Annotated in this window: 17 protein-coding genes; 11 read left to right on the top strand and 6 right to left on the bottom strand. The window is 64.2% G+C overall.

Going from position 1 to position 20115, the window contains the following annotated elements:
- Window positions 1–128: 128 nt before the first annotated feature.
- Together ACYQ1H_RS05840 and ACYQ1H_RS05835 are read left to right on the top strand one after the other, a co-directional pair.
- Entirely contained in the window at window positions 129–3794 is a 3666-nt protein-coding gene (locus tag ACYQ1H_RS05840) for an FAD-dependent oxidoreductase (RefSeq protein WP_460027105.1), read from the top strand.
- A 177-nt stretch (window positions 3795–3971) separates the two neighbouring features.
- The gene (locus ACYQ1H_RS05835) at window positions 3972–4343 is read left to right on the top strand and encodes a hypothetical protein (protein ID WP_460027104.1); all 372 of its coding nucleotides are present in this window, start codon (window positions 3972–3974) and stop codon (window positions 4341–4343) included.
- Between the two features lie 110 nt (window positions 4344–4453).
- Here the strand turns inward: ACYQ1H_RS05835 and gshA are convergent, their stop codons facing one another.
- Complete coding sequence (gene gshA / locus ACYQ1H_RS05830) at window positions 4454–6025, bottom strand: glutamate--cysteine ligase (protein WP_460027103.1); 1572 nt, start codon at window positions 6023–6025, stop codon at window positions 4454–4456.
- 85 nt (window positions 6026–6110) lie between these two features.
- Window positions 6111–6443, bottom strand: coding sequence for a DUF2782 domain-containing protein (locus ACYQ1H_RS05825; protein ID WP_460027102.1), 333 nt, complete (start codon window positions 6441–6443; stop codon window positions 6111–6113).
- Between the two features lie 169 nt (window positions 6444–6612).
- On the opposite strand from ACYQ1H_RS05825, the gene ACYQ1H_RS05820 reads away from it, so the two are divergent.
- From ACYQ1H_RS05820 to ACYQ1H_RS05800, 5 genes are all read left to right on the top strand, one after another.
- On the top strand, window positions 6613–7362 hold the full coding sequence (locus tag ACYQ1H_RS05820) for a HesA/MoeB/ThiF family protein (RefSeq protein ID WP_460027101.1): 750 nt from the start codon (window positions 6613–6615) through the stop codon (window positions 7360–7362).
- A gap of 145 nt (window positions 7363–7507) precedes the next feature.
- Window positions 7508–7936 (top strand): hypothetical protein, encoded by a 429-nt coding sequence (locus ACYQ1H_RS05815; protein WP_460027100.1) that lies wholly within the window; start codon window positions 7508–7510, stop codon window positions 7934–7936.
- 88 nt (window positions 7937–8024) lie between these two features.
- Entirely contained in the window at window positions 8025–9068 is a 1044-nt protein-coding gene (gene queA, locus ACYQ1H_RS05810; protein ID WP_460027099.1) for a tRNA preQ1(34) S-adenosylmethionine ribosyltransferase-isomerase QueA, read from the top strand.
- On the top strand, window positions 9058–9501 hold the full coding sequence (locus ACYQ1H_RS05805) for an HIT domain-containing protein (RefSeq protein ID WP_460027098.1): 444 nt from the start codon (window positions 9058–9060) through the stop codon (window positions 9499–9501). The genes queA and ACYQ1H_RS05805 overlap by 11 nt, the downstream gene beginning before the upstream one ends.
- On the top strand, window positions 9501–9782 hold the full coding sequence (locus tag ACYQ1H_RS05800) for a YkgJ family cysteine cluster protein (RefSeq protein ID WP_460027097.1): 282 nt from the start codon (window positions 9501–9503) through the stop codon (window positions 9780–9782). Before ACYQ1H_RS05805 ends, ACYQ1H_RS05800 begins: the two co-directional genes overlap by 1 nt.
- On the opposite strand, the gene odhB is transcribed toward ACYQ1H_RS05800, so the two are convergent.
- Entirely contained in the window at window positions 9779–11017 is a 1239-nt protein-coding gene (gene odhB, locus ACYQ1H_RS05795) for a 2-oxoglutarate dehydrogenase complex dihydrolipoyllysine-residue succinyltransferase (protein ID WP_460027096.1), read from the bottom strand. The genes ACYQ1H_RS05800 and odhB overlap by 4 nt on opposite strands.
- 9 nt (window positions 11018–11026) lie before the next feature.
- Entirely contained in the window at window positions 11027–13819 is a 2793-nt protein-coding gene (locus ACYQ1H_RS05790; RefSeq protein WP_460027095.1) for a 2-oxoglutarate dehydrogenase E1 component, read from the bottom strand.
- 278 nt (window positions 13820–14097) lie between these two features.
- Between ACYQ1H_RS05790 and moaA the strand changes: the two genes are divergently transcribed.
- Entirely contained in the window at window positions 14098–15108 is a 1011-nt protein-coding gene (moaA, locus tag ACYQ1H_RS05785) for a GTP 3',8-cyclase MoaA (protein WP_460027094.1), read from the top strand.
- 3 nt (window positions 15109–15111) lie between these two features.
- Here the strand turns inward: moaA and moaB are convergent, their stop codons facing one another.
- Complete coding sequence (gene moaB / locus ACYQ1H_RS05780; RefSeq protein WP_460027144.1) at window positions 15112–15639, bottom strand: molybdenum cofactor biosynthesis protein B; 528 nt, start codon at window positions 15637–15639, stop codon at window positions 15112–15114.
- A gap of 246 nt (window positions 15640–15885) precedes the next feature.
- Here moaB and ACYQ1H_RS05775 point away from each other — a divergent pair, with 246 nt between their 5' ends.
- A complete protein-coding gene (locus tag ACYQ1H_RS05775; protein WP_460027093.1) occupies window positions 15886–17760 on the top strand; it encodes a potassium transporter Kup in 1875 nt (624 codons plus the stop codon).
- Between the two features lie 22 nt (window positions 17761–17782).
- Here ACYQ1H_RS05775 and ACYQ1H_RS05770 read toward each other — a convergent pair whose 3' ends face one another.
- Window positions 17783–18217 (bottom strand): NUDIX domain-containing protein, encoded by a 435-nt coding sequence (locus ACYQ1H_RS05770; protein ID WP_460027092.1) that lies wholly within the window; start codon window positions 18215–18217, stop codon window positions 17783–17785.
- Window positions 18218–18425: 208 nt separating this feature from the next.
- Between ACYQ1H_RS05770 and ACYQ1H_RS05765 the strand changes: the two genes are divergently transcribed.
- Together ACYQ1H_RS05765 and ACYQ1H_RS05760 are read left to right on the top strand one after the other, a co-directional pair.
- Complete coding sequence (locus tag ACYQ1H_RS05765; protein ID WP_460027091.1) at window positions 18426–19154, top strand: sulfite exporter TauE/SafE family protein; 729 nt, start codon at window positions 18426–18428, stop codon at window positions 19152–19154.
- Between the two features lie 19 nt (window positions 19155–19173).
- A complete protein-coding gene (locus tag ACYQ1H_RS05760; RefSeq protein ID WP_460027090.1) occupies window positions 19174–20115 on the top strand; it encodes a sigma-54 interaction domain-containing protein in 942 nt (313 codons plus the stop codon).

The following is a 20115-nucleotide window of genomic DNA, read 5'->3' as shown; positions in this document are numbered from 1 at the left end:
CGGTAATGGGCGCGGCAACCCCACGAAAGAGACTGTAAATCGACTTGAACCCTTTGATGGCCTAGAATTGGGCCATTTTGATCGCTGGCCCAACTGCTTCCGACATCCATTTTCCCGACGATACATCCATGACCCTGACTGCGCCCCTGCAACTGGGAATTCCCGGTTTCGATTACGCCGATCTCTATCATCCGGCTCGACTGAAGGATTTGGCCGAATGTTTCGACACGGAACTGGCCAGCCGGCAGCCGGAGCTGTTCGCGGAGTTCCAGGCATACCGGGACTGCCGGGGCGAGGGGATGGCGCCGGAAGCGGTGTCCGACCTGCTGGTCCGGCTGGCTCCCCGGGTGGGCGATTTCGTCGCCCGGCTGTTCGGGGTGGAGTGCGAGCGGGAGAGCCAGGCCACAGCCATCCGGGCCGATTTCGACACGGTGTTCGCCTACAAGAACGAGATCGTGGCCAAGTCCGCCAGCCGCTACAAGGGCGAAGATCCGGCCAACTGGGACATCAAGGCCATCAGCCACCTGTTCGCAACGCTCGTCCAGGCGGCCATCGACGAGGAACGGCTGTCCGCCGACCGCGAGGCCGCCATCGCTGGCTTCGCCATTGCCCTGAAGCGGGCCGTCGAGACGCCGGGGGCGACACCCTGGGTGGCCACCGTGCGCGGTCGCCTGATGGCGGATACGTCCGCAGCGCCCCTGTTCGCGGATGCGCTCGCGGGCGATGACGCGGCGCTGGCCGCCGCCCTGCATGATCTGGTGGGGCGCTGGACCTTTGCCGCCACCCGCGATGCGGGGCTGCAAGGCGAGGTCAAGCACTGGGTCAGCTTCAAGACCCCGGCCAAGACCGACTTCGCGCAGCTGGTGCATCACGAGTTGCTGCCGGTCGATGGCTACAAGGTCTGGCGGGGCCCTGCCGGGCATCATCGTCGCCGCGACGGGTTCGGTCTGACCGATCCCCGCTTCCCCGAGCGGCGCGTGCTGTACGAGGTGGATCATTGCATCTACTGCCATGACCGCGATACCGACTCGTGCTCCAAGGGCATGCGCAACAGGAAGGATGGCAGCTACAAGGTCAACCCGCTGGGTGTCACCATCACCGGCTGTCCCCTGGAAGAGAAGATCTCCGAGATGCACCTCGTCAAGCGCCAGGGCGACAACCTGGGCGCGCTGGCGCTGATCACCATCGACAATCCGCTGTGCCCCGGCACCGGTCATCGCATCTGCAACGACTGCATGAAGGGTTGCATCTACCAGAAGACCCAGCCGGTCAACATCCCGCAGATCGAGACCAACGTCCTGACCGATGTCCTCTTCATGCCCTGGGGCTTCGAGATCTACAGCCTGCTGACGCGCTGGAATCCGCTCAACGTCAAGCGGCCGGTGGTGCTGCCCTACAACGGCCGCAACGTGCTGGTCGCCGGCATGGGGCCGGCCGGCTACACGCTGGCGCATTACCTGCTGAACGAGGGCTTCGGCGTGGTCGGCATCGATGGCCTCAAGATCGAGCCCCTGCCGGCGCACCTGGTGGGCGACGCCAACAGGCCGCCACAGCCGATCCGCGATTTCCGGGAGCTCTACGAGGATCTCGACCGGCGCATCATGCTGGGTTTCGGCGGCGTGGCCGAGTACGGCATCACCGTGCGCTGGGACAAGAATTTCCTCAAGGTCATCTACCTCAACCTGCTGCGTCGGCAGACCTTCCGCATCTATGGCGGCGTGCGCTTCGGCGGCACGCTGACCATCAACGAGGCCTGGGATCTGGGCTTCGACCACATCGCCATTGCCTCGGGCGCCGGCAAGCCGACGCTGATCGGTCTCAAGAACAATCTGATCCGCGGTATCCGCAAGGCGTCCGATTTCCTGATGGGCCTGCAGCTGACCGGTGCGGCCAAGGAATCCTCGCTGGCCAACATGCAGGTGCGCCTGCCCGCCGGTGTCATCGGCGGCGGTCTGACGGCTATCGATACCTGTACCGAGGTGCTGGCCTACTACCCGGTCCAGGTGGAGAAGATTCTCCACCGCTATGAAAAGCTCACCGCCCTGCAGGGCGAGGAGGCCGTGCGCGCGATGTACGATGAGGAAGAGCAGCTGATCCTGGACGAATTCCTGGCGCACGGACGGGCCATCCAGGCGGAGCGTCGGCGTGCCGAGGCGGCCGGCGAGAAGCCCGATTTCCTGCCGCTGCTGGACAGCTGGGGCGGCGTGACCATGTTCTACCGCAAAGGCATCGAGGATTCGCCGGCCTACCGGCAGAACGCCGAGGAAATCACCGAAGCGCTGGACGAGGGCATCCGTCTGGCGCCGGGCATGAATCCGCTGGAAGCCCTGGAGGATGACTACGGCCACCTGCGGGCGGTGCGGTTCGAGCAATTGCGGCTGGCCGATGGCCAGTGGCAGAAGGCCGGCGAGCAGGACGTGGTCCTGCGCAGCCTGTTCGTCGCCGCCGGCACCTCGCCCAACACCATCTACGAATCCGAGCACCCGGACAGCTTCGAGATGGACAAGAAGTTCTACCAGCGTTACGAGCCGCAGTGGCTGGACGGAATCCCCGAGCTGGAGCCGGTTCAGGACACGGCCGAGGTCAAGATCGGCAAGCCGGCGCCGTTCACCTCCTACCGCCGCCACGGCAAGTTCATCACCTTCTACGGTGACAACCATCCCGTCTATGCCGGCAATGTGGTCAAGGCCATGGCCAGCGCCAAGGATGGCTATCCCTATATCACCCGGCTGTACGAAACGGAGCTGGCGGTTCTCGATCCCGCCGGACAGACGGTCCGCGACCAGGCCCTCAGGCAGTTCCAGACGCGCCTGGACGATCAGTTGCTGGCCCGCATCGTGGAAATCAACCGCATCACGCCGACCATCATCGAGGTCATCGTGCGTGCGCCGATGGCGGCCAAGCATTTCGCCCCGGGCCAGTTCTACCGCGTGCAGAACTTCGAGGCACTGGCGCCGGTGATCGAGGAGACGGTGCTGGTGGCCGAGGGACTGGCCTTGACCGGCGCCTGGGTGGACAAGGAGCAGGGGCTGATTTCCCTCATCGCCCTGGAAATGGGTTCCTCGTCACGCATGCTGTCGCTGTGGAAACCGGGCGACCCGGTGGTCGTCATGGGCGTGACCGGCGCACCGACCGAGATCCCGGCCGGCCAGACCGTGGCGTTGATCGGCGGCGGTCTGGGCAATGCCGTGCTCTTCTCCATCGGCAAGGCCCTGCGCGGGGCAGGCAGCCAGGTGGTCTATTTCGCCGGCTATCGCAAGCGCGAGGATGTCTTCAAGGTGCGCGACATCGAGGCCGCCTCGGATGTGGTGGTCTGGGCCGTCGACGCGTCCGAGGGCGCCGAGCCCATCCCGGTGCTGCGGCCGCAGGACAAGACCTTTGTCGGCAACATCGTCGAAGCGATGGTGGCCTATGCCAGGGGTGACCTGGGGCCGACGCCCATTCACCTTGACGATGTCGATCACATGATCGTGATCGGCTCGGACCGCATGATGGCGGCGGTCAAGCACGCCCGCTACGGGGTGCTGAAGCCCTACATCAAGTCCCATCATGTCGCCATCGGTTCGATCAATTCGCCGATGCAGTGCATGATGAAGGGGGTCTGCGCCCAGTGTCTCTGCAAGCATGTCGAACCGGAGACGGGCAAGGAATACTTCGTGTACTCCTGCTACAACCAGGATCAGGAACTGGATCGGGTGGACTTCCCCAACCTGAACGCGCGCCTGCGCCAGAACTCGGTGCAGGAGAAACTCTCCGGCAGGTGGCTGGCGCACCTGGTCGGCCGGCGCTCATGAGGCGTCGGCAGGTGCCGGCCCGGCATTTTGAAAAATGCCGCAATAAAGCATGACAAGGCCGGAGAACTCTTTTACTATGGCCACCCGTTGATGCCGGCAGAAGTCCGAGTCACCAACTGGTCTATTTGGAAAACTGATTGGGTTGCCTGCAGGGCTGCCTAAGGAGACACTAGAAACATGAAAATGAGCAAGATTTCCACCGTTGTCAGCAGCGCACTTTTGGCCCTGGCTGTTTCCGGTAACGTATTCGCAGCCGAAAACGCCGAAGGCGTCAAGGAGCACTTCGCGCTGACTCAAAAGGAAGTGAAGGAAGCTCAGGCAGCGGCGGCGGCTGGCAACAAGGAAGAGTGCGTGAAGCACTACAAGCAGGCCAAGCAGCACTACAAGGAAATCACCGGCAACGCGGCAAGCATGCGGCTCCAGAAAGCCATCGATGTCATGCAGACCGGCAAGGAAGCTTGCCAGGCTGGCGATGTCGCCAAGGGTGCTGAAGTTGGCGTTCACGTATCCAAGGAGCTTGACGAGATTGCAAAGGAAAGCCTGAAGTAAGAACGGTTTTCTTCGGCAAGATCAAGCCAGGGCAGACTGGATTCCAGTCTGCCTTTTTTATTGCCCGAATTCTGGTGGCGGCGGCGGGAACCGGGTCGGCGACTGCACGCTCAGGCCTGCTGCCAGTACGCGCTCAGGAAATCGTCCAGGGAGAGACGGTCGGCCGCCTCGATCTGCATTTGCCGATTCCAGGAGGCTTCGGCTTCAGCGGCGAAACGGCCCAGCCGATCCTTGTCCAGGCGATGGGCCAGCCAGTGCTTGGCGTGCTCCCGCGAGAGGCGCAGGGCAAATTCGGCGAAGGTTTCCCGGTTGTCGCGCAACTCCCGCAGCACGCGCGCCGAGGCCGTCAGTTCCGGTTCCTGGCAGGCCGGGCGATAGCGCTGGACGCTGTTGCGGTAGGGGGTCCCCGCCTGCCCCTCATCCAGGATGGCGGCGATATCCTCCAGGTGCTCAACGATCTCCATTGCCCACTGGGCCAGCGGAACCTCGCGGCCGGTCCGGGACAGCGGCAATGCGGGGCCGCGGCCACAGCAGGCGACAGTCAGGCTGTTGCGGCTGCACTCGGCCTTTTCCTCGGTCGACAGCGGGGGACTCGCTTCGAGCAGGCAGTACAGTACGAACGTCTCGAGAAAGCGGAGCTCATCGAGGGCGACGCCGGCCGGTTCGGTGCCGAGCAGGTCCAGGGCGCGCAGTTCCAGATAGCGGACCCCGCGCTTGCGCAGCGCCAGGGTTGGCCTCTCGCCGGAAAAGGTGATCTGCTTGGGCCGTATCGCGCTGTAGTACTCGTTCTCGATCTGCAGGATGTTGGCGTTCAGTTGCCGGTATTCGCCATCCACCTTGATGCCGATCCGTTCGTAAGGCGGGTAAGGCTGCCTGATGGCGGCCTCCAGGCTGGCGATGTAGTCGTCCAGGGCGTTGAAGGAAATGTCGAGGCTGGTCTGATTGTCGTTGCGGTAGCCGATATCGCTCATGCGCAGGGAGGTTGCGAATGGCCGGTAGTAGGTTTCGGGATCAAGCTCGGCGAAGCGCGTGGCCAGGTTTTCACGGCCACTGAAGAAGGACTTGCAGATGGCCGGTGAGTTGCCGAACAGGTAGATCAGCAGCCATCCGTGGCGGTGGATGTTGCGGATGATGCCGAAGTAGGCTTCGGACACGAAAGCGGACAGCTCGGCCGCCGGCTGCTCCAGATCGTGCAGGACTGGCCAGAGCGCTTCGTTGATCGAGTAGTTGAAGTGCACTCCGGCGATGGATTGCATGGTGCGCCCGTAGCGGTGTGCCAGGCCGCGCCGGTAGATCTGCTTCATGAGGCCGATGTTCGACCGCCCATAGCGGGCGATCGGAATGCTGTCGTCGCCATCCAGCCCGATCGGCATCGACGTGGCCAGCAGGATTTCGCCCTCGAGGTGCTGATGCACGTAGGCGTGAATGTCGCCCAGAAATCCCAGGGTCTCCTCGGCGCTGGCGGCGGGTGGGGTGATCAGTTCGATCAGGGCTTCCGAGTAATCGGTGGTGATCCACTCATGGGTCAGGGCCGAACCCAGGGCGGCGGGGTGCGGTGTCTGGGCGATGCGGCCATCCGGGTCGAGGCGCAGGCTCTCCTTCTCGAGCCCCTTGAGTCCGTCTCGCAAAAATCCTTGTTGTCCTGCCCGGAGCAGGTTTTCCAAACGGCTACTGTGCGCCATGTCGCTAGACTTCGGGAAATAAGGTGGAGGGTGACTCCGGTGTGAGGGTCGGTCCGACCCCAAGCGGTCCGTGGGATGCGCCAGCTTACCAGCTGAACAGGACCCACCTGTTGATGTTCATGCCCTTCTGGTTATCGCCCTGGCGGACCTCCAGATTGCCGTCGCCATCGCGATCGACGAGCACGTAGGCAGGGCCGATGACGGGCGTGATCTTGACCATGTAGAGCTGGTTGTTGATGCGGTATTCTTCGATCGTTTCCTCTCCCCGGCGGATGATGGTCACATCCGGTTCCATGGGCTGGCCGCTCTGCACGGGCGCCGGCAGATCCGGCTGATCCGGAATGGGCACAGGGATCTCGTCCTCGGCGTGAACCTGGCCTGCCAACAGGACCGACAACAGCGACAACATCCGAATCATGAGAAAGTACGGCTTTTCAGAGGTTTTTGGCGGGCAATGATAGTACAGATCGCACGGCGATGGTTCCGCAAGCCTGGCGCCCGGCGCCGCGGCCACTGTGCCAGGGTGACATCCACCGGGGTGCCACACGGGTCAAAACATATTGTTCACTCCCTTTTGTCCCACAATCATGGATGATAATCAGCTGCTGCGCTACAGCCGTCAGATCCTGCTGCCGCAGATCGATCTTTCCGGACAGCGGAAGCTTCTGGATGCCACCGTGTTCATCGTCGGCCTGGGGGGGCTGGGTTCACCCGCCGCCATGTACCTGGCGGCGGCGGGCGTCGGCCATTTGCTCGTCAATGATTTCGACCGGGTCGACCTGAGCAACCTGCAACGTCAGATCTTGCATGCCACCGACGATATCGGCACCGCCAAGACCCGCTCGGCGATGGCAACACTCCATCGCCTCAACCCCGAAGTTCGCATCACGCCGATCGGGGAGCGTCTGGACGAGGCCGGCCTTGAAATAGCCATGAACCAGGCGAACGTAGTGCTGGACTGTTCCGATAACCTGGCCACCCGCTTCGCCGTCAACCGTGCCTGCTTTCGCCAGGGCAAACCGCTGGTCAGCGGGGCGGCCATTCGCTTCGAGGGCCAGCTGGCGGTTTTCTGGCCCGGGGTTGGCGACAGCGCCTGCTACAACTGCCTGTACCCGCATGACGAGGGCGGGGTCGAAACCTGTAGCCAGAATGGCGTGGCGGCGCCTGTGCCGGGCATCATCGGCAGCCTGCAGGCGCTGGAGGCAATCAAGCTGCTGACCTTGCCCGCTTATGCGCCCTTCAACGTGCTCCATCTGTTCGACGGGCTTGGCTTCGAGTGGCAGAGAATGAGGGTCACCCGCAACCCCGATTGCGCGACCTGCGGGCGGAATGGCTGACAGGCCCCTGACCCAGCCGGGGACCATGCGCCGTCTCGCCACCCATCTGGTATCGTGTCAATAATAGCTGAGCCGCCAGCACGTCACCGTCCTCCCATCGAATCCGAATGCTTCACCGATTCAAACCCGGTCATGGAGACAAGCGATGAGCGAACAACAGCCACAAACGCCAGCCCGTGACGCGTCTTCCGGCCGGGTCTGGCGGTTGCGACGCCGCGTCCTGGCCTGGTTTGCCTGGCTGATGACACTGCTGTACTGGGATGTGCTGCTGGATTTCCTGCTGCATCTCCTGCACATCGTCATCGAGTATCTCGAGCTGGGGCTGGAGGGTGTCCTGGAGGCCCTGTTTCATCTGGAAGGTCATGATGCGCAGATGGTGACCGCCTGGATCGGCAGCCTGATGCTCGCCAGCCTGGCTGGCCTGCTCTATATCCTCTGTCTGCGGCGCCTGAAGAGACGCTATCGGTCCTCCTGGGGCTATTTCTGGCTCTGTCTCAAGGATGGCGCCCAGCACAACTGGGGCTTCCTGTCCTTGTTGGCCATGGCCTACGTCGGCAGCCTGCTGCTCTTCTAAGCGGCGGGCGCCTGGATGCCCGGGAACGGGGCGGCAAAGCCGCTTCCGTGGCTGCAATCGCCAGGCCGAATTGCTACCATGCGCCGCCATGCGCAAGAGTGACTTCCACTACGACCTTCCCGAGCATCTGATCGCTCAGGCGCCCCTGCCGGAACGGACCGCCTCCAGGCTGCTCTGCCTGCTGGAGGGTGGGAGCCTGGAGGACCGCGGTTTCAGGGATTTGCCCAGCCTGCTGCGTCCGGGAGATCTTCTGGTTCTGAACGATACCCGCGTCATACCGGCCCGCCTGCATGGACGCAAGGCCACCGGCGGGCGCATCGAAATCCTGGTCGAACGGCTGCTCGACGAACGGACGCTGCTGGTGCATCTGCGGGCCAGCAAGTCGCCCAAGCCGGATACCTGGCTGCATCTCGATGGCGGCTATGAGTGTCGGGTACTGGAGCGGCGCGAGGATCTGTTCGTGCTGGAATTTGCGGCCGGGATCAGCGCTCCCGAGGTGCTGGAAACCGTGGGTCATGTACCGCTGCCGCCCTATATCCAGCGGCCGGACACGACCGCCGATCACCATCGCTATCAGACCGTGTTCGCGCGCTCGGCAGGTGCCGTGGCGGCGCCGACGGCGGGTTTGCACTTCGACGAAATCCTGCTGCGCGATCTTGCCGGGCAGGGCATCGATCATGTCTGCGTGACCCTGCACGTCGGCAGCGGCACCTTCCTGCCGGTACGCGTCGACGATCTCGATCAGCACCGCATGCATGCGGAGCGGTGCAGCGTGCCGGAAACCGTGGTTCGCCGCATCCGGGCAGCGCGGGCCAGCGGCGGGCGGGTCATCGCCGTCGGCACGACGGTGGTACGGGCACTGGAGACCGCCGCGCGGTCGGGGGAACTCGAACCCTACGAGGGCGAGACGCGATTGTTCATCCGGCCGGGCTTCGATTTTCGCTGCGTCGATGTCCTGCTGACGAATTTCCATCTGCCGGAATCGACCTTGCTGACCCTGGTTTGCGCGTTCTCGGGGCATGCGCCCGTGATGGCGGCCTACCGGCATGCCGTACGCGAGGGCTACCGCTTCTTCAGCTATGGTGATGCCATGTTCCTGATCCGCGAGGAGGCGGGCCGGGATGCACGCTGACGCTTTCGAACTGCATCCGCAGCTGAGGTTCGATTGTCTGGAACTGGGCCGTTTCCGGCTCTGCCGGCTGTTGCTGATGAACGAGCGCCGCTATCCCTGGCTGATTCTCGTGCCCGAACGGCCCGGAATCGGCGAAATCCATGAACTTGGCGACACAGACCAGGATCACCTCATCCGTGAATCCTCGTGTCTGGCCGGGTATCTCAAGCGGGTATTTGCCGCCGATCGTGTCAATGTCGCGGCCATTGGCAACCTGGTGCCGCAGCTGCATGTGCATCATGTGGTACGCCGGCGGGACGATGCCGCCTGGCCGGCTCCGGTCTGGGGGCGCAGCCCCCCGGAGCCCTACTACACGGAAGCGGAGCGGGCCGGGCTGATCAGCCGGTTGCAGCTGGCCGCTCTGCCCGGCCTGCGGATCGGACCGGCACCCTGATGGATTGCCGGCCCGGCTGCGGAGCCTGCTGCATCGCACCATCCATACGCTCGGCCATCCCCAGCATGCCCCAAGGCAAGCCGGCGGGGCTGGCCTGCGTCCAGCTCGGCGAGGACTGGCGCTGCCGCATTTTCGGCCAGCCGGAGCGCCCCGCCTGTTGCCGGGGGTTGCAGCCCAGCGGGGAGATGTGCGGCGACAGCCGCGAGGCCGCGCTCGCTCATCTCGCCTGGCTGGAGCAGGCAACGGCGCCCGATGATCCGCCCGTGGCGCCGTTGGTCTAGACGCCAAGCAGCAGGCGGGCCGGGTCCTCCAGCAGTTCCTTGACCGTGAACAGGAAGGAGACGGCCTCGCGACCATCGATGATGCGGTGATCGTAGGACAGGGCCAGGTAGATGATCGGGCGGATGACGATCTGTCCGTCCTCGACCACCGGGCGCTCCTTGATGGCGTGCATGCCCAGGATGGCGCTCTGCGGCGGATTCAGGATGGGCGTCGACAGCATCGAGCCGAAGATGCCGCCATTGGTGATGGTGAAGGTGCCACCGGTCAATTCCTCGAAGCTCAGCTTGCCGTCGCGAGCCCGCAGCGAGAACTCGTTGATGGCTTTCTCGATTTCGGCGAAGTCCAGCGTGTCGGCATGGCGCAGCACCGGGACCACCAGGCCGCGTTCGGTGGTGACCGCGATGCCGATGTCGTAGACGTCGTGATAGACGACGTCCTGGCCCTCGACCGAGGCGTTGATGATGGGGAAGCGCTTGAGTGCCTCGACCGAAGCCTTGACGAAGAACGACATCAGGCCGAGCTTGACTTGGTGCGTCTGCTCGAAACGCGCCCGGTGCTGCTGGCGGATATCGAAAATCTTCTGCAGGTTCACCTCGTTGAAGGTGGTCAGGGTGGCCGTGCTGTGCTGCGCCTCGAGCATCCGTTCCGCGATGCGGGCGCGGATGCGTGTCATCGGCACGCGGCGCTCGCCGCCCTTGGGTGAGGACGGGCCGGATGCCGCCTCATGGCCGGACAGCGGGACGGGCGCGGGTGGGGTCGAGCGCTGCTCCAGAACGTTCAGCACATCCTGCTTGGTGATGCGCCCGCTGACCGGGATGTCGGAAGGCTCCAGATTATGTTCGGCCAGCAGCCGCCTCACCGCCGGGCTCATGGGCTGGTCAAGAGCGGGCGCGTGGCCGGTTGCGGAGGGTTCGCCCGCGGGTGGCCCGGCGTTCCTGGCCGGCGGCATCTCCGGCAGCGCTTGCGGCTCGGTGACGGCTGGCGGGCGAAGCTCGGCTTCGGTTTCGATGACAGCCAGCAGATCGCCGCTGGAGACGATATCGCCCTTGTGACGGCAGATTTCCTTGAGCATGCCCGATTCCGGCACGGGCACCTCGAGGATGACCTTGTCGGTTTCCAGGTCGATCAGGTTGGCATCCTTCTGAACGAGGGCGCCATCCTGGAAGTGCCAGTCGAGCAGCGTGGCGTCGCTGACGGATTCGGGCAGGTTGGGAACGAGGACTTCGATGCGCATCGGATTTCCTTAGCTGTGAGAGGCGGCGGGGCCATAGAGTGCGTCCTGCACCAGCTGCTTCTGTTCCTCGAGGTGGCGATGGAATTGCCCGACCGCCGGCGCCGGGCACATCGGCCGTCCGGCGTAGACCAGTGCGATGCGGTTCTCCAGGTGGCCGAAGAAGCGGTGCTTGATCTGATGCCAGGCGCCCTGGTTCTCCGGCTCCTCCTGGCACCAGACCAGTTCCTTGAGGTTGCCATAGCGGGACAATACCTCGGTGAAGGCCTCGTCCGGGAATGGATAGAGCTGTTCGACGCGCAGGATGGCGATGTGGGACAGGCCGGACTTGCGGCGGGCCTCCAGGAGGTCGTAGTAGATCTTGCCGGCGCAGACGATGGCGCGGCTGATCCCCGCCGGGTCGTGCGGATCGATTTCGCCGATGATGTTGCGGAACGTTCCCTCGGCGAGCTCGGTCAGGGTGGAAACCGCCAGCTTGTGCCGCAGCAGGCTCTTGGGGGTCATGACGATCAGCGGCCGCCGGTAGGGCCTGAGGATTTGCCGGCGGAGCAGGTGGTAGATCTGTGCCGGCGTGGTCGGAATGCAGACCTGCATGTTCTGCTCGGCGCACAGCTGCAGATAGCGCTCGATGCGCGCCGAGGAATGCTCCGGCCCTTGGCCCTCGTAGCCATGCGGCAACAGCAGCGTGAGCCCGCACAGCCGGCCCCACTTGCTCTCCCCCGAGGCGATGAACTGGTCGATGACAACCTGGGCGTTGTTGGCGAAATCGCCGAACTGCGCCTCCCAGATCACCAGCGTCTCGGGGGCCGAGGTCGCGTAGCCATACTCGAATCCCAGCACCCCCTCCTCCGACAGCAGCGAGTCATAGATCCGGAATGGCGCGGCGTTTTCCAGGTGCTGCAGGGGAATGCAGGTCGCTCCCGTGTTCTGGTCGTAGAGAATGGCGTGGCGGTGGAAAAAGGTTCCCCGGCCGACATCCTGGCCGCTGAAGCGGATGGTATGGCCGCCATCGAGCAGGCTGGCATAGGCGAGGTTTTCCGCAAATCCCCAGTCCATCGGTTGCTCGCCCCTGGCCATGGCCCGGCGACCCTCGACAATCGCCGCCGCACGCGGATGCAGGGAGAAGTTCGTTGGCAGCCGCAACATGCGTCCGGCCAGCTCCTTCAGCTTCTGCAGCGGCATACGGGCGTCGTAGGGGGTGGTCCACAGCTGATTCTGGTAGGCAGTCCAGGAGGGCTTGGGGAACCTTCCCTCGGCATCGATCAGCGGGCGGGAGACGATGTCGTCCCGGGCCAGGGCGGATTGGTAGTCCGTTTCCATCGCCTTTTCCTGGGCGGCGCTGATGACACCGGCACGGATCAGCCGCTCGGCATACAGCCGTCGCACGGTCGGCTGCTGGCGGATGAAGCGATACATGGCCGGCTGGGTGACGGCGGGCTCGTCGGCCTCGTTGTGCCCGTGGCGGCGATAGCAGATCAGGTCGATGACCACGTCGCGGTTGAACCGCATCCGGTAGTCGACCGCCAGCCGCGTCACGAACAGCACCGCTTCCGGATCGTCACCGTTCACGTGGAATACCGGTGCCTGGACCATGTTGGCGACATCCGTGCAGTACAGCGTGGAGCGCGCATCGAAGGGATTGCTGGTGGTAAAGCCGATCTGGTTATTGACGACGATGTGGATGGTGCCACCGGTGGTGTAGGCGCGGGTTTCCGCCATGTTCAGGGTTTCCATCACCACGCCTTGCCCGGCGAAGGCGGCATCGCCGTGAATCAGTACCGCCATGACGGTATTCTCGGCATTGCCGGCCTGGCGGTCCTGCCGCGCCCGGACCGAGCCCTCGACTACCGGGTCGATGATCTCCAGGTGGGAGGGGTTGAAGGCGAGCGCGACATGCACGGGGCCGCTGCGGGTGAGGATGTCGGAGGAGAAGCCCATGTGGTACTTGACGTCGCCGGCACTCGCCAGCGGCAGGTTGGCGGCGGTGCCCTCGAATTCCTGGAACAGAGAACTGGGCTTCTTGCCCAGCACGTTGATGAGCACATTCAGCCGGCCGCGGTGCGCCATGCCGATCACCAGTTCGCGTACGCCCTGTTCGCTGCCGCGCTCGATGACTTCGTCGAGCAGGGGGATCAGGCTCTCGGCACCCTCCAGGGAAAAACGCTTCTGCCCGACATACTTGCGGTGCAGATAGCGCTCGATACCTTCCGCGGCGGTCAGGGCCCGCAACAGCGACGTCTGACTCTCCGGTTCCGGGAAGGCCCGGCCGCGGGTATTCTCCAGCCGCGTCTGGATCCAGTGCTTGATGTCGCTGTCGACGATATGCATGTACTCGGCGCCGATGCTCTCACAATAGGTCTGGCGCAGCAGGGCGAGGATTTCCCGCAGCGGCAGCCGGCGGGAATGATGCAGGATGTCGACGTAGAAGTGCCGGTCCAGATCCTGGGCTGTCAGGCCGTAGTAGGCCGGATCGAGATCCTTGAGTATGGTCGGCGGATTCAGCCTGAGCGGATTGTTGTCGGCAACCTGATGGCCGCGGGTCCGGTAGTGGTAGATCAGCTGGTCCACCGCCGCCTGCTTGCGCAGCGTGGCCTCGATCTCGCTGCCGTCGTCGTCGCGGGGAAGGGGCGGACGGGGGCCGGACAGCTCGGGAGCGGCATCCTGGATGGAGCGGAATTTGTCGCGCCAGCTGGAGTCGACCGAGTCCGGATCGCGCAGGAACCGCTCGTAGAGGTCTTCCAGAAAGCCCAGGTTATCCTCGGCGATGGCCGCCGAACCTTCGAATAATTGCTGCAGCCGTTTCATGCGTGTTCCCGTCGTGATGGCTTCGCGCCAGCCTTCACTGGCTGGCGTCACCGCTCCCTGGTTGGGCGGGTCGGGTTTGAGCGTCGCTGTTTTGATTGCACATCACTACATAGTTTCCCTGATTTCGGCAGAAATTGCCCGCTTGTCGCGGGGTGAGCGTAGCCGGGCCGGGCCGCGGCGGCGGGTATCTGCACAAGGCAATTCCCGAGTGTTATGCTCAAGATATAGCAGGGCCGGACTGTCAGGGTCCGGACGTAACCCGGAGAAGGTTTGTTGCCATGGAAAATGCCGTCGCCAATACTCCCCAGCTCACCGACCGTTTCGGCCGGCGGGTCAGCTACGTGCGGGTGTCGATCACCGATCGCTGCGATTTGCGCTGCCTCTACTGCATGAGCGAGGACATGCGCTTTCTGCCCAGACCGCAGATTCTTACCCTGGAGGAGATCCACCGGGTGTGCGAGGCCTTCGTTGCCCTGGGCGTGGACAAGATTCGCATCACCGGCGGCGAGCCCCTGGTGCGGCGCGGTGCGGTCGACCTGATGGCCGGCATCGCCCGCTTGCCAGGGCTGCGCGAACTGGTGCTGAGCAGCAACGGAACCCGCCTGGCCGAACTGGCCGGCGACATCAGGGCGGCCGGGGTGCGTCGCATCAACATCAGCCTGGATTCCCTCGATCCGCAGCGCTTTCGGCAACTGACCCGGGTCGGCGATCTCGCCAGGGTTCTGGACGGTATCGAGGCGGCGCTGAAGGCGGGCTTCGAGCGCATCAAGATCAATGCCGTCATCCTGCGGGGTCGCAATCATGACGAGGTCGTCAGCCTGACGCGCTTTGCCATCGACCATGGCATCGATATCAGCTTCATTGAGGAGATGCCGCTGGGCCACGTCGATGGCCATGACCGGGCCGAGGAGTTCTATTCCAGCGATGCCATCCGCCGGGACCTGGAACAGGTGTTCGAACTGCTGCCCAGCCCGGAGACCACCGGTGGTCCGTCGCGCTATTTCCGTATCGCCGGGAGTGCCTCGCGGGTGGGGTTCATCTCTCCCCATTCACACAATTTTTGCGGTAGCTGCAACCGGGTGCGGGTCACGGCCGAGGGCCGCCTGCTGCTGTGCCTGGGCAATGAGCACGCGGTCGAGCTCAAGGATGTGCTGCGGGCCGAGCAGGCTTCGGCCGAGGCGCTCAAGGCGACGATCCGCAATGCCATGGCCATCAAGCCCGAGCGCCATCATTTCGACCTTGAGGCCCAGCCGGTCATCCTGCGGCACATGAACGCCACCGGCGGCTGAAACTCAGCTTTCCAGCAGTCTCGGCATCAGTTCGACCAGATTGCAGGGGCGGGTGCGATAGTCCAGCTGGGCCTGTATCAGGGCGTCCCAGGCCAGCCGGCAGGCATTCGGCGAACCGGGCAGGCAGAACAGGTAAGTGCCGTTGGCGACGCCCGCCGTGGCCCGCGATTGCAGCGTCGAAGTGCCGATTTCCTGGTACGACAGGCTGCGAAACACCTCGCCGAAACCTTCCAGGGTCTTGTCGAACAGGACCTCCACCGCTTCCGGGGTGCCGTCGCGCCCCGTGACGCCCGTGCCGCCGGTGGTCAGGATGACATGAATGGCCGGATCGGCGATCCATTCCGAAACCCGGGCACGAATCTGGTATTTATCGTCCGCTACGATGGACCTGTCGATTACCCAGTGTCCGGCTTCGGTGACCCGCTCCCGCAGCAGGCGACCGGCGGTATCCGTGGCTTCGATGCGTGTGTCGGAGACCGTCAGGATGGTTATGGATAATGGAATAAATGAGCGTTCCTGATGCACTGGGATTTTCACGTTTTGAGTCAAAACAACCAGCTTAACACGACAGGGGTGCCGGCTCGCCACCTTATTTTGACAACGATCTTACCCTATGACATGGGTGGTCTATAATCACCTGATTTGTCCAGCTGCCGGGCATTCCGTCAATCGGATCGGACAATTCGCCTCCAGGGCGCCGGTTTTCTTGAAACGATACCGTGGCTGCGCCACGCCTTGTCTCCCGGCCGCCCGGGAACATCAGTCATGAGAGGACACATGGTTCGCAACCAGGACGAATCGCCGCATTGGAGCCTGACGCTGGGCTGTCTCGGCGTGGTATTCGGCGATATCGCCACCAGCCCGCTCTATGCCCTGCGGGTCGCGTTCACCGGCGGGGGCGGGCTGACGCCTACTCCGGAGCATGTGCTGGGCATCCTCTCCCTGGTCTTCTGGTCGCTGACGCTGGTGGTGGGCGTCAAGTATGCCTGGCTGGTGATGCGTGCCGACAACAATGGCGAGGGCGGCATCATGGCCTTGATGTCGCTGGTCCTGCGTCCCGTCAACCAGAAGCCGCGCCGCCGCTGGATCATGAGCCTGGGGCTCATCGGTACGGCGCTGTTTTTTGGCGACGCCATGATCGCGCCGGCCATTTCCGTGATGAGCGCGGTGGAAGGCCTCAAGGTTGGCGCCCCCCAGCTGAACGCCCTGATCGTGCCGGTCACGCTGATCATCCTGGGGGTGCTGTTTCTCATCCAGTATCGCGGTACCGCTTTCATCGGCTGGCTGTTCAGCCCGATCATGGTGCTGTGGCTGTTGCTGATAGCCATCCTGGGCCTGTTGAGCATCCTGCAAACGCCATCGGTCCTGCAGTCGCTTTACCCTTCCCATGGCCTGGCATTCCTGCACGAGGCCAAGGCCCAGTCCCTGGTGGTGCTGGGTGCCGTGGTGCTGGTCGTGACCGGTGCGGAGGCGCTGTATGCCAATATCGGCCATTTCGGCATCGCGCCGATCCGCTCGGCCTGGTTTCTCGCCGTTTTCCCGGCCCTGACCCTGAATTACCTCGGGCAGGGCGCCCTGCTGATCCGCGATCCCGCGGCAGCCAGCAATCCCTTCTACCTGCTGGGGCCGGGCTGGAGCGTGCTGCCCCTCCTGTCCCTGGCTACCCTGGCCACCATCATCGCGTCCCAGGGCGTGATCTCTGGAGCCTTTTCGCTGGCCGCCCAGGCCGTGAGGCTGCGCTATCTGCCGCGGCTGGCGGTTCGCCATACCTCGAAGGGACGTTACGGACAGATCTACGTGCCGGCCATGAACTGGCTGCTGGCGCTCTCGGTCGTCCTGCTGGTGGTGAGCTTCGGGTCCTCGTCGCGGCTGGCGGCGGCCTATGGCCTTGCCGTCACCGGCACCATGGTGGTGACGACCCTGCTGATGTTCGGCCTGCTGCGCCGGGTTTCGCGCCATCACTGGCGGTTTGCCGGGCTGCTGTTCGGCCTTTTCCTGCTGGTCGACCTGAGCTTCCTGATGGCCAACGCGACCAAGATCCCGCGCGGTGGCTGGGTGTCCCTGCTGATCGGCGGGGTGATCTACCTGCTTCTCTGGACCTGGATACGGGGACGGGAACTGCTGGTGACACGCCTCAACGAAAAGGCGGTACCACTGGAGGAACTGGTTTCCCGGCAGGGCCACAACCCCCTGCCGAGAGTGCCCGGCACCGCAGTCTACCTGACGGCCGGACGTTTCGGCGCCCCGCTGTCGCTGACGCACAACATGATGATCAACAAGGTGCTGCACGCGCAGGTCATCGTGCTGACCGTGGTCACCCGGGATGAACCCTGGATTCCGCTTGCCGAACGGGTCAAGATCCGCCACTTCGGCGATCAGATCTATCGGGTACGCATCTACTACGGCTACAACCAGCAGCCCAACATTCCCGACGCCCTGGCCTATTGCCGGAGCCAGGGACTGACGGTGGATCTGGCCGAAGCCTCGTTCTTCCTGTCACGCGAGCATCTGGTCTCCACCCCGCGCGATGGCATGCCGCGCTGGTGCGAACGCCTGTTCATCCGCATGGCCATGAATGCCGAGAACGCCATGGCGTTCTGGCAGATTCCGCCCGACCGGGTGGTCGAGCTGGGTCTCAAGGTCGAACTGTGAGCCGGCCGGGCGCGGCCACCGATCAGCGCAGCGGCGCGGGTTGCCCCGTGGCCCGGAACCGCCGGTAATCCGCCAGCACCAGCGCATGATCGAACGCCAGCGGGGCAGGCAGGTTCTCCGGGTCGACGATCACCGCCTTCCTGGCGTCGTCGGCCGCTATGGGTGTTCCCGTGGCCTCGGCGACATAGACGGCCGTGACGGTATGCCCGCGGGCGTCGCGGGCCGGATCCGAGTAGTTGCCCAGCAGGGCCGTCAGCCGGACCGCAAGCCCCACCTCCTCCTGCGCCTCGCGTCGGGCCGCCGTCTCCAGGGTCTCCCCGACGTCGACGAACCCGCCCGGAATGGCCCAGCCGTGCGGCGGATACAGGCGTTCGATGAGGACGACGGGACGACCGGGACGGTCGGTCAGTTCGATGATGATGTCGGCGGCGATCTGGGGTGTGACGGGACGGGACATGAGGACGCTCGCGGTTTTTGCGGGACCTTAAGAGATCGCGGCGCCGATGGCAAGCCGGGCCCTGCCGCACTGCCAGCGCTCTTTTGGCCGGCGTCCCGCGACGCATGGCTGCTAATCCCCTACCGATCCACGGTAAAATGCGCCGTCAATCCCGGGGTCGGGAGCCGTCGCGCTCCGCCGATCCTCCCGCAAGCATGACCGGGCCAACATGAATCATCTCGACTCCGCCTTCAGCACATCCTATTTCGTCGCCCTGCTGATGGGGCTGTTCAGCGCGCTGCACTGCCTTGGCATGTGCGGCTCGATCATCGGCTCCCTGACCCTCAGCCTCAAGCGGGAAATCCGCGAGAACAAGCGCACGCTGCTGCCCTATGTCGCCAGCTACAACGCCGGACGGGTCTTCAGCTATACCATCGCCGGGCTGTTCGCCGGGCTGGCCGAGCATGTGCTGAGCATGCCGCTGGGCGAGGGACATGGTCATCGGTTGCTGCAAATACTCTCGGCCCTGGTCATGCTGGGCGCGGGTCTGCATATCGCCGGCTGGTTCCCGCGCTTCGCCTACATCGAGAAATTCGGCAGCGGTGTCTGGCAGCGGATTGAACCCTACGGCCGGCGGCTGGTCCCTGTGGAGACGCTGCCCCGGGCGTTCGTGTTCGGCATGGTGTGGGGCTGGCTGCCATGCGGCCTGGTCTACACCGCGCTGGCCCTGGCCGCGACGACCGGCGATGTGGTCCGCAGCACCTTCACCATGCTGGCATTCGGCCTTGGCACCATGCCCGCGGTGATGGGCGTGGGCATCATGACCTCCTGGATGGTGCGCCTGTCGAGCATGACCCGCTTTCGCCAGCTGGCCGGAATCACCCTGATCCTGCTGGCGTTCATGGCGGCGTTTCCCGGCCTCAATCCGATGGTGCAGCAGCACACCATGGCCCATTGAGGTGCGTTGAGGTATGACCATGTTCGAAAAGCTGATAGGGCAGTCTCCCAACTTCGAATCCCTGTTGCGCAGCGCCCGCATGGTCGCCGCCACGGATGTCACGGTGCTGATCGTCGGTGAGACCGGTACCGGCAAGGAGGTGCTCGCGCAAGCGCTGCAGCAGCACAGCCCGCGCAGCGGCAAGCCCTTCATCACCATCAATTGCGCGGCCCTGCCGGAATCCCTGGTCGAGTCCGAGCTGTTCGGCCACCGGAAGGGCTCGTTCACCGGCGCCACCGCGAACCAGGTCGGCCGGCTGCAGGCGGCCAATGGCGGCACCGTCTTTCTCGACGAGGTCGATTCGCTGCCGGTTCCGCTGCAGGCGAAATTGCTGCGCTTCCTGGAAACCGGCGAGATCCAGCCGGTCGGCGAGACCGCGACGCACAATGTCGATGTCCGCATCATCGCTGCCACCAATGCCAACCTGCTGGACCGGATCAGCCGCGGCGAATTCCGCCGCGACCTCTACTACCGCCTGAACGTGGTTCCGCTGGAGATTCCCCCCCTGCGCGAGCGCATCGGCGACGTGCAGGTCTTGCTGCAACACTTCATCGCCCAGTTCACCCGCGACCATGGACTGCAGAAGGTCTCGATCAGCAAGTCGGCCCTGAACCGCCTGGTGGCCTATCCCTGGCCGGGCAATGTCCGCGAATTGCGCAACGTCTGCGAGCGACTCTGCATCCTGCTTGCCGGCCGCGTCATCGAGGAAAACAATCTGCCCCCCGAGATCGTCAGCCGGCTGCCGGCACAGAAACCCGAGATCGAGCTGCCGGAGCGGGGCATCAACCTGGAACAGGTTGAGATCGACCTCATCCGCCAGGCCCTGCAGCGCACCAACGGCAACCGCAGCCGCTCGGCCAAGCTACTGGGGATTTCCCGCGATACCCTGCTGTACCGCATGCAGAAATACGGCATCAGCTAA

The organism is Methyloparacoccus murrellii (genome assembly GCF_054657115.1).
Note: the sequence above shows the minus strand (reverse complement) of the source record. Positions and strands in the feature narration are given on the sequence as shown.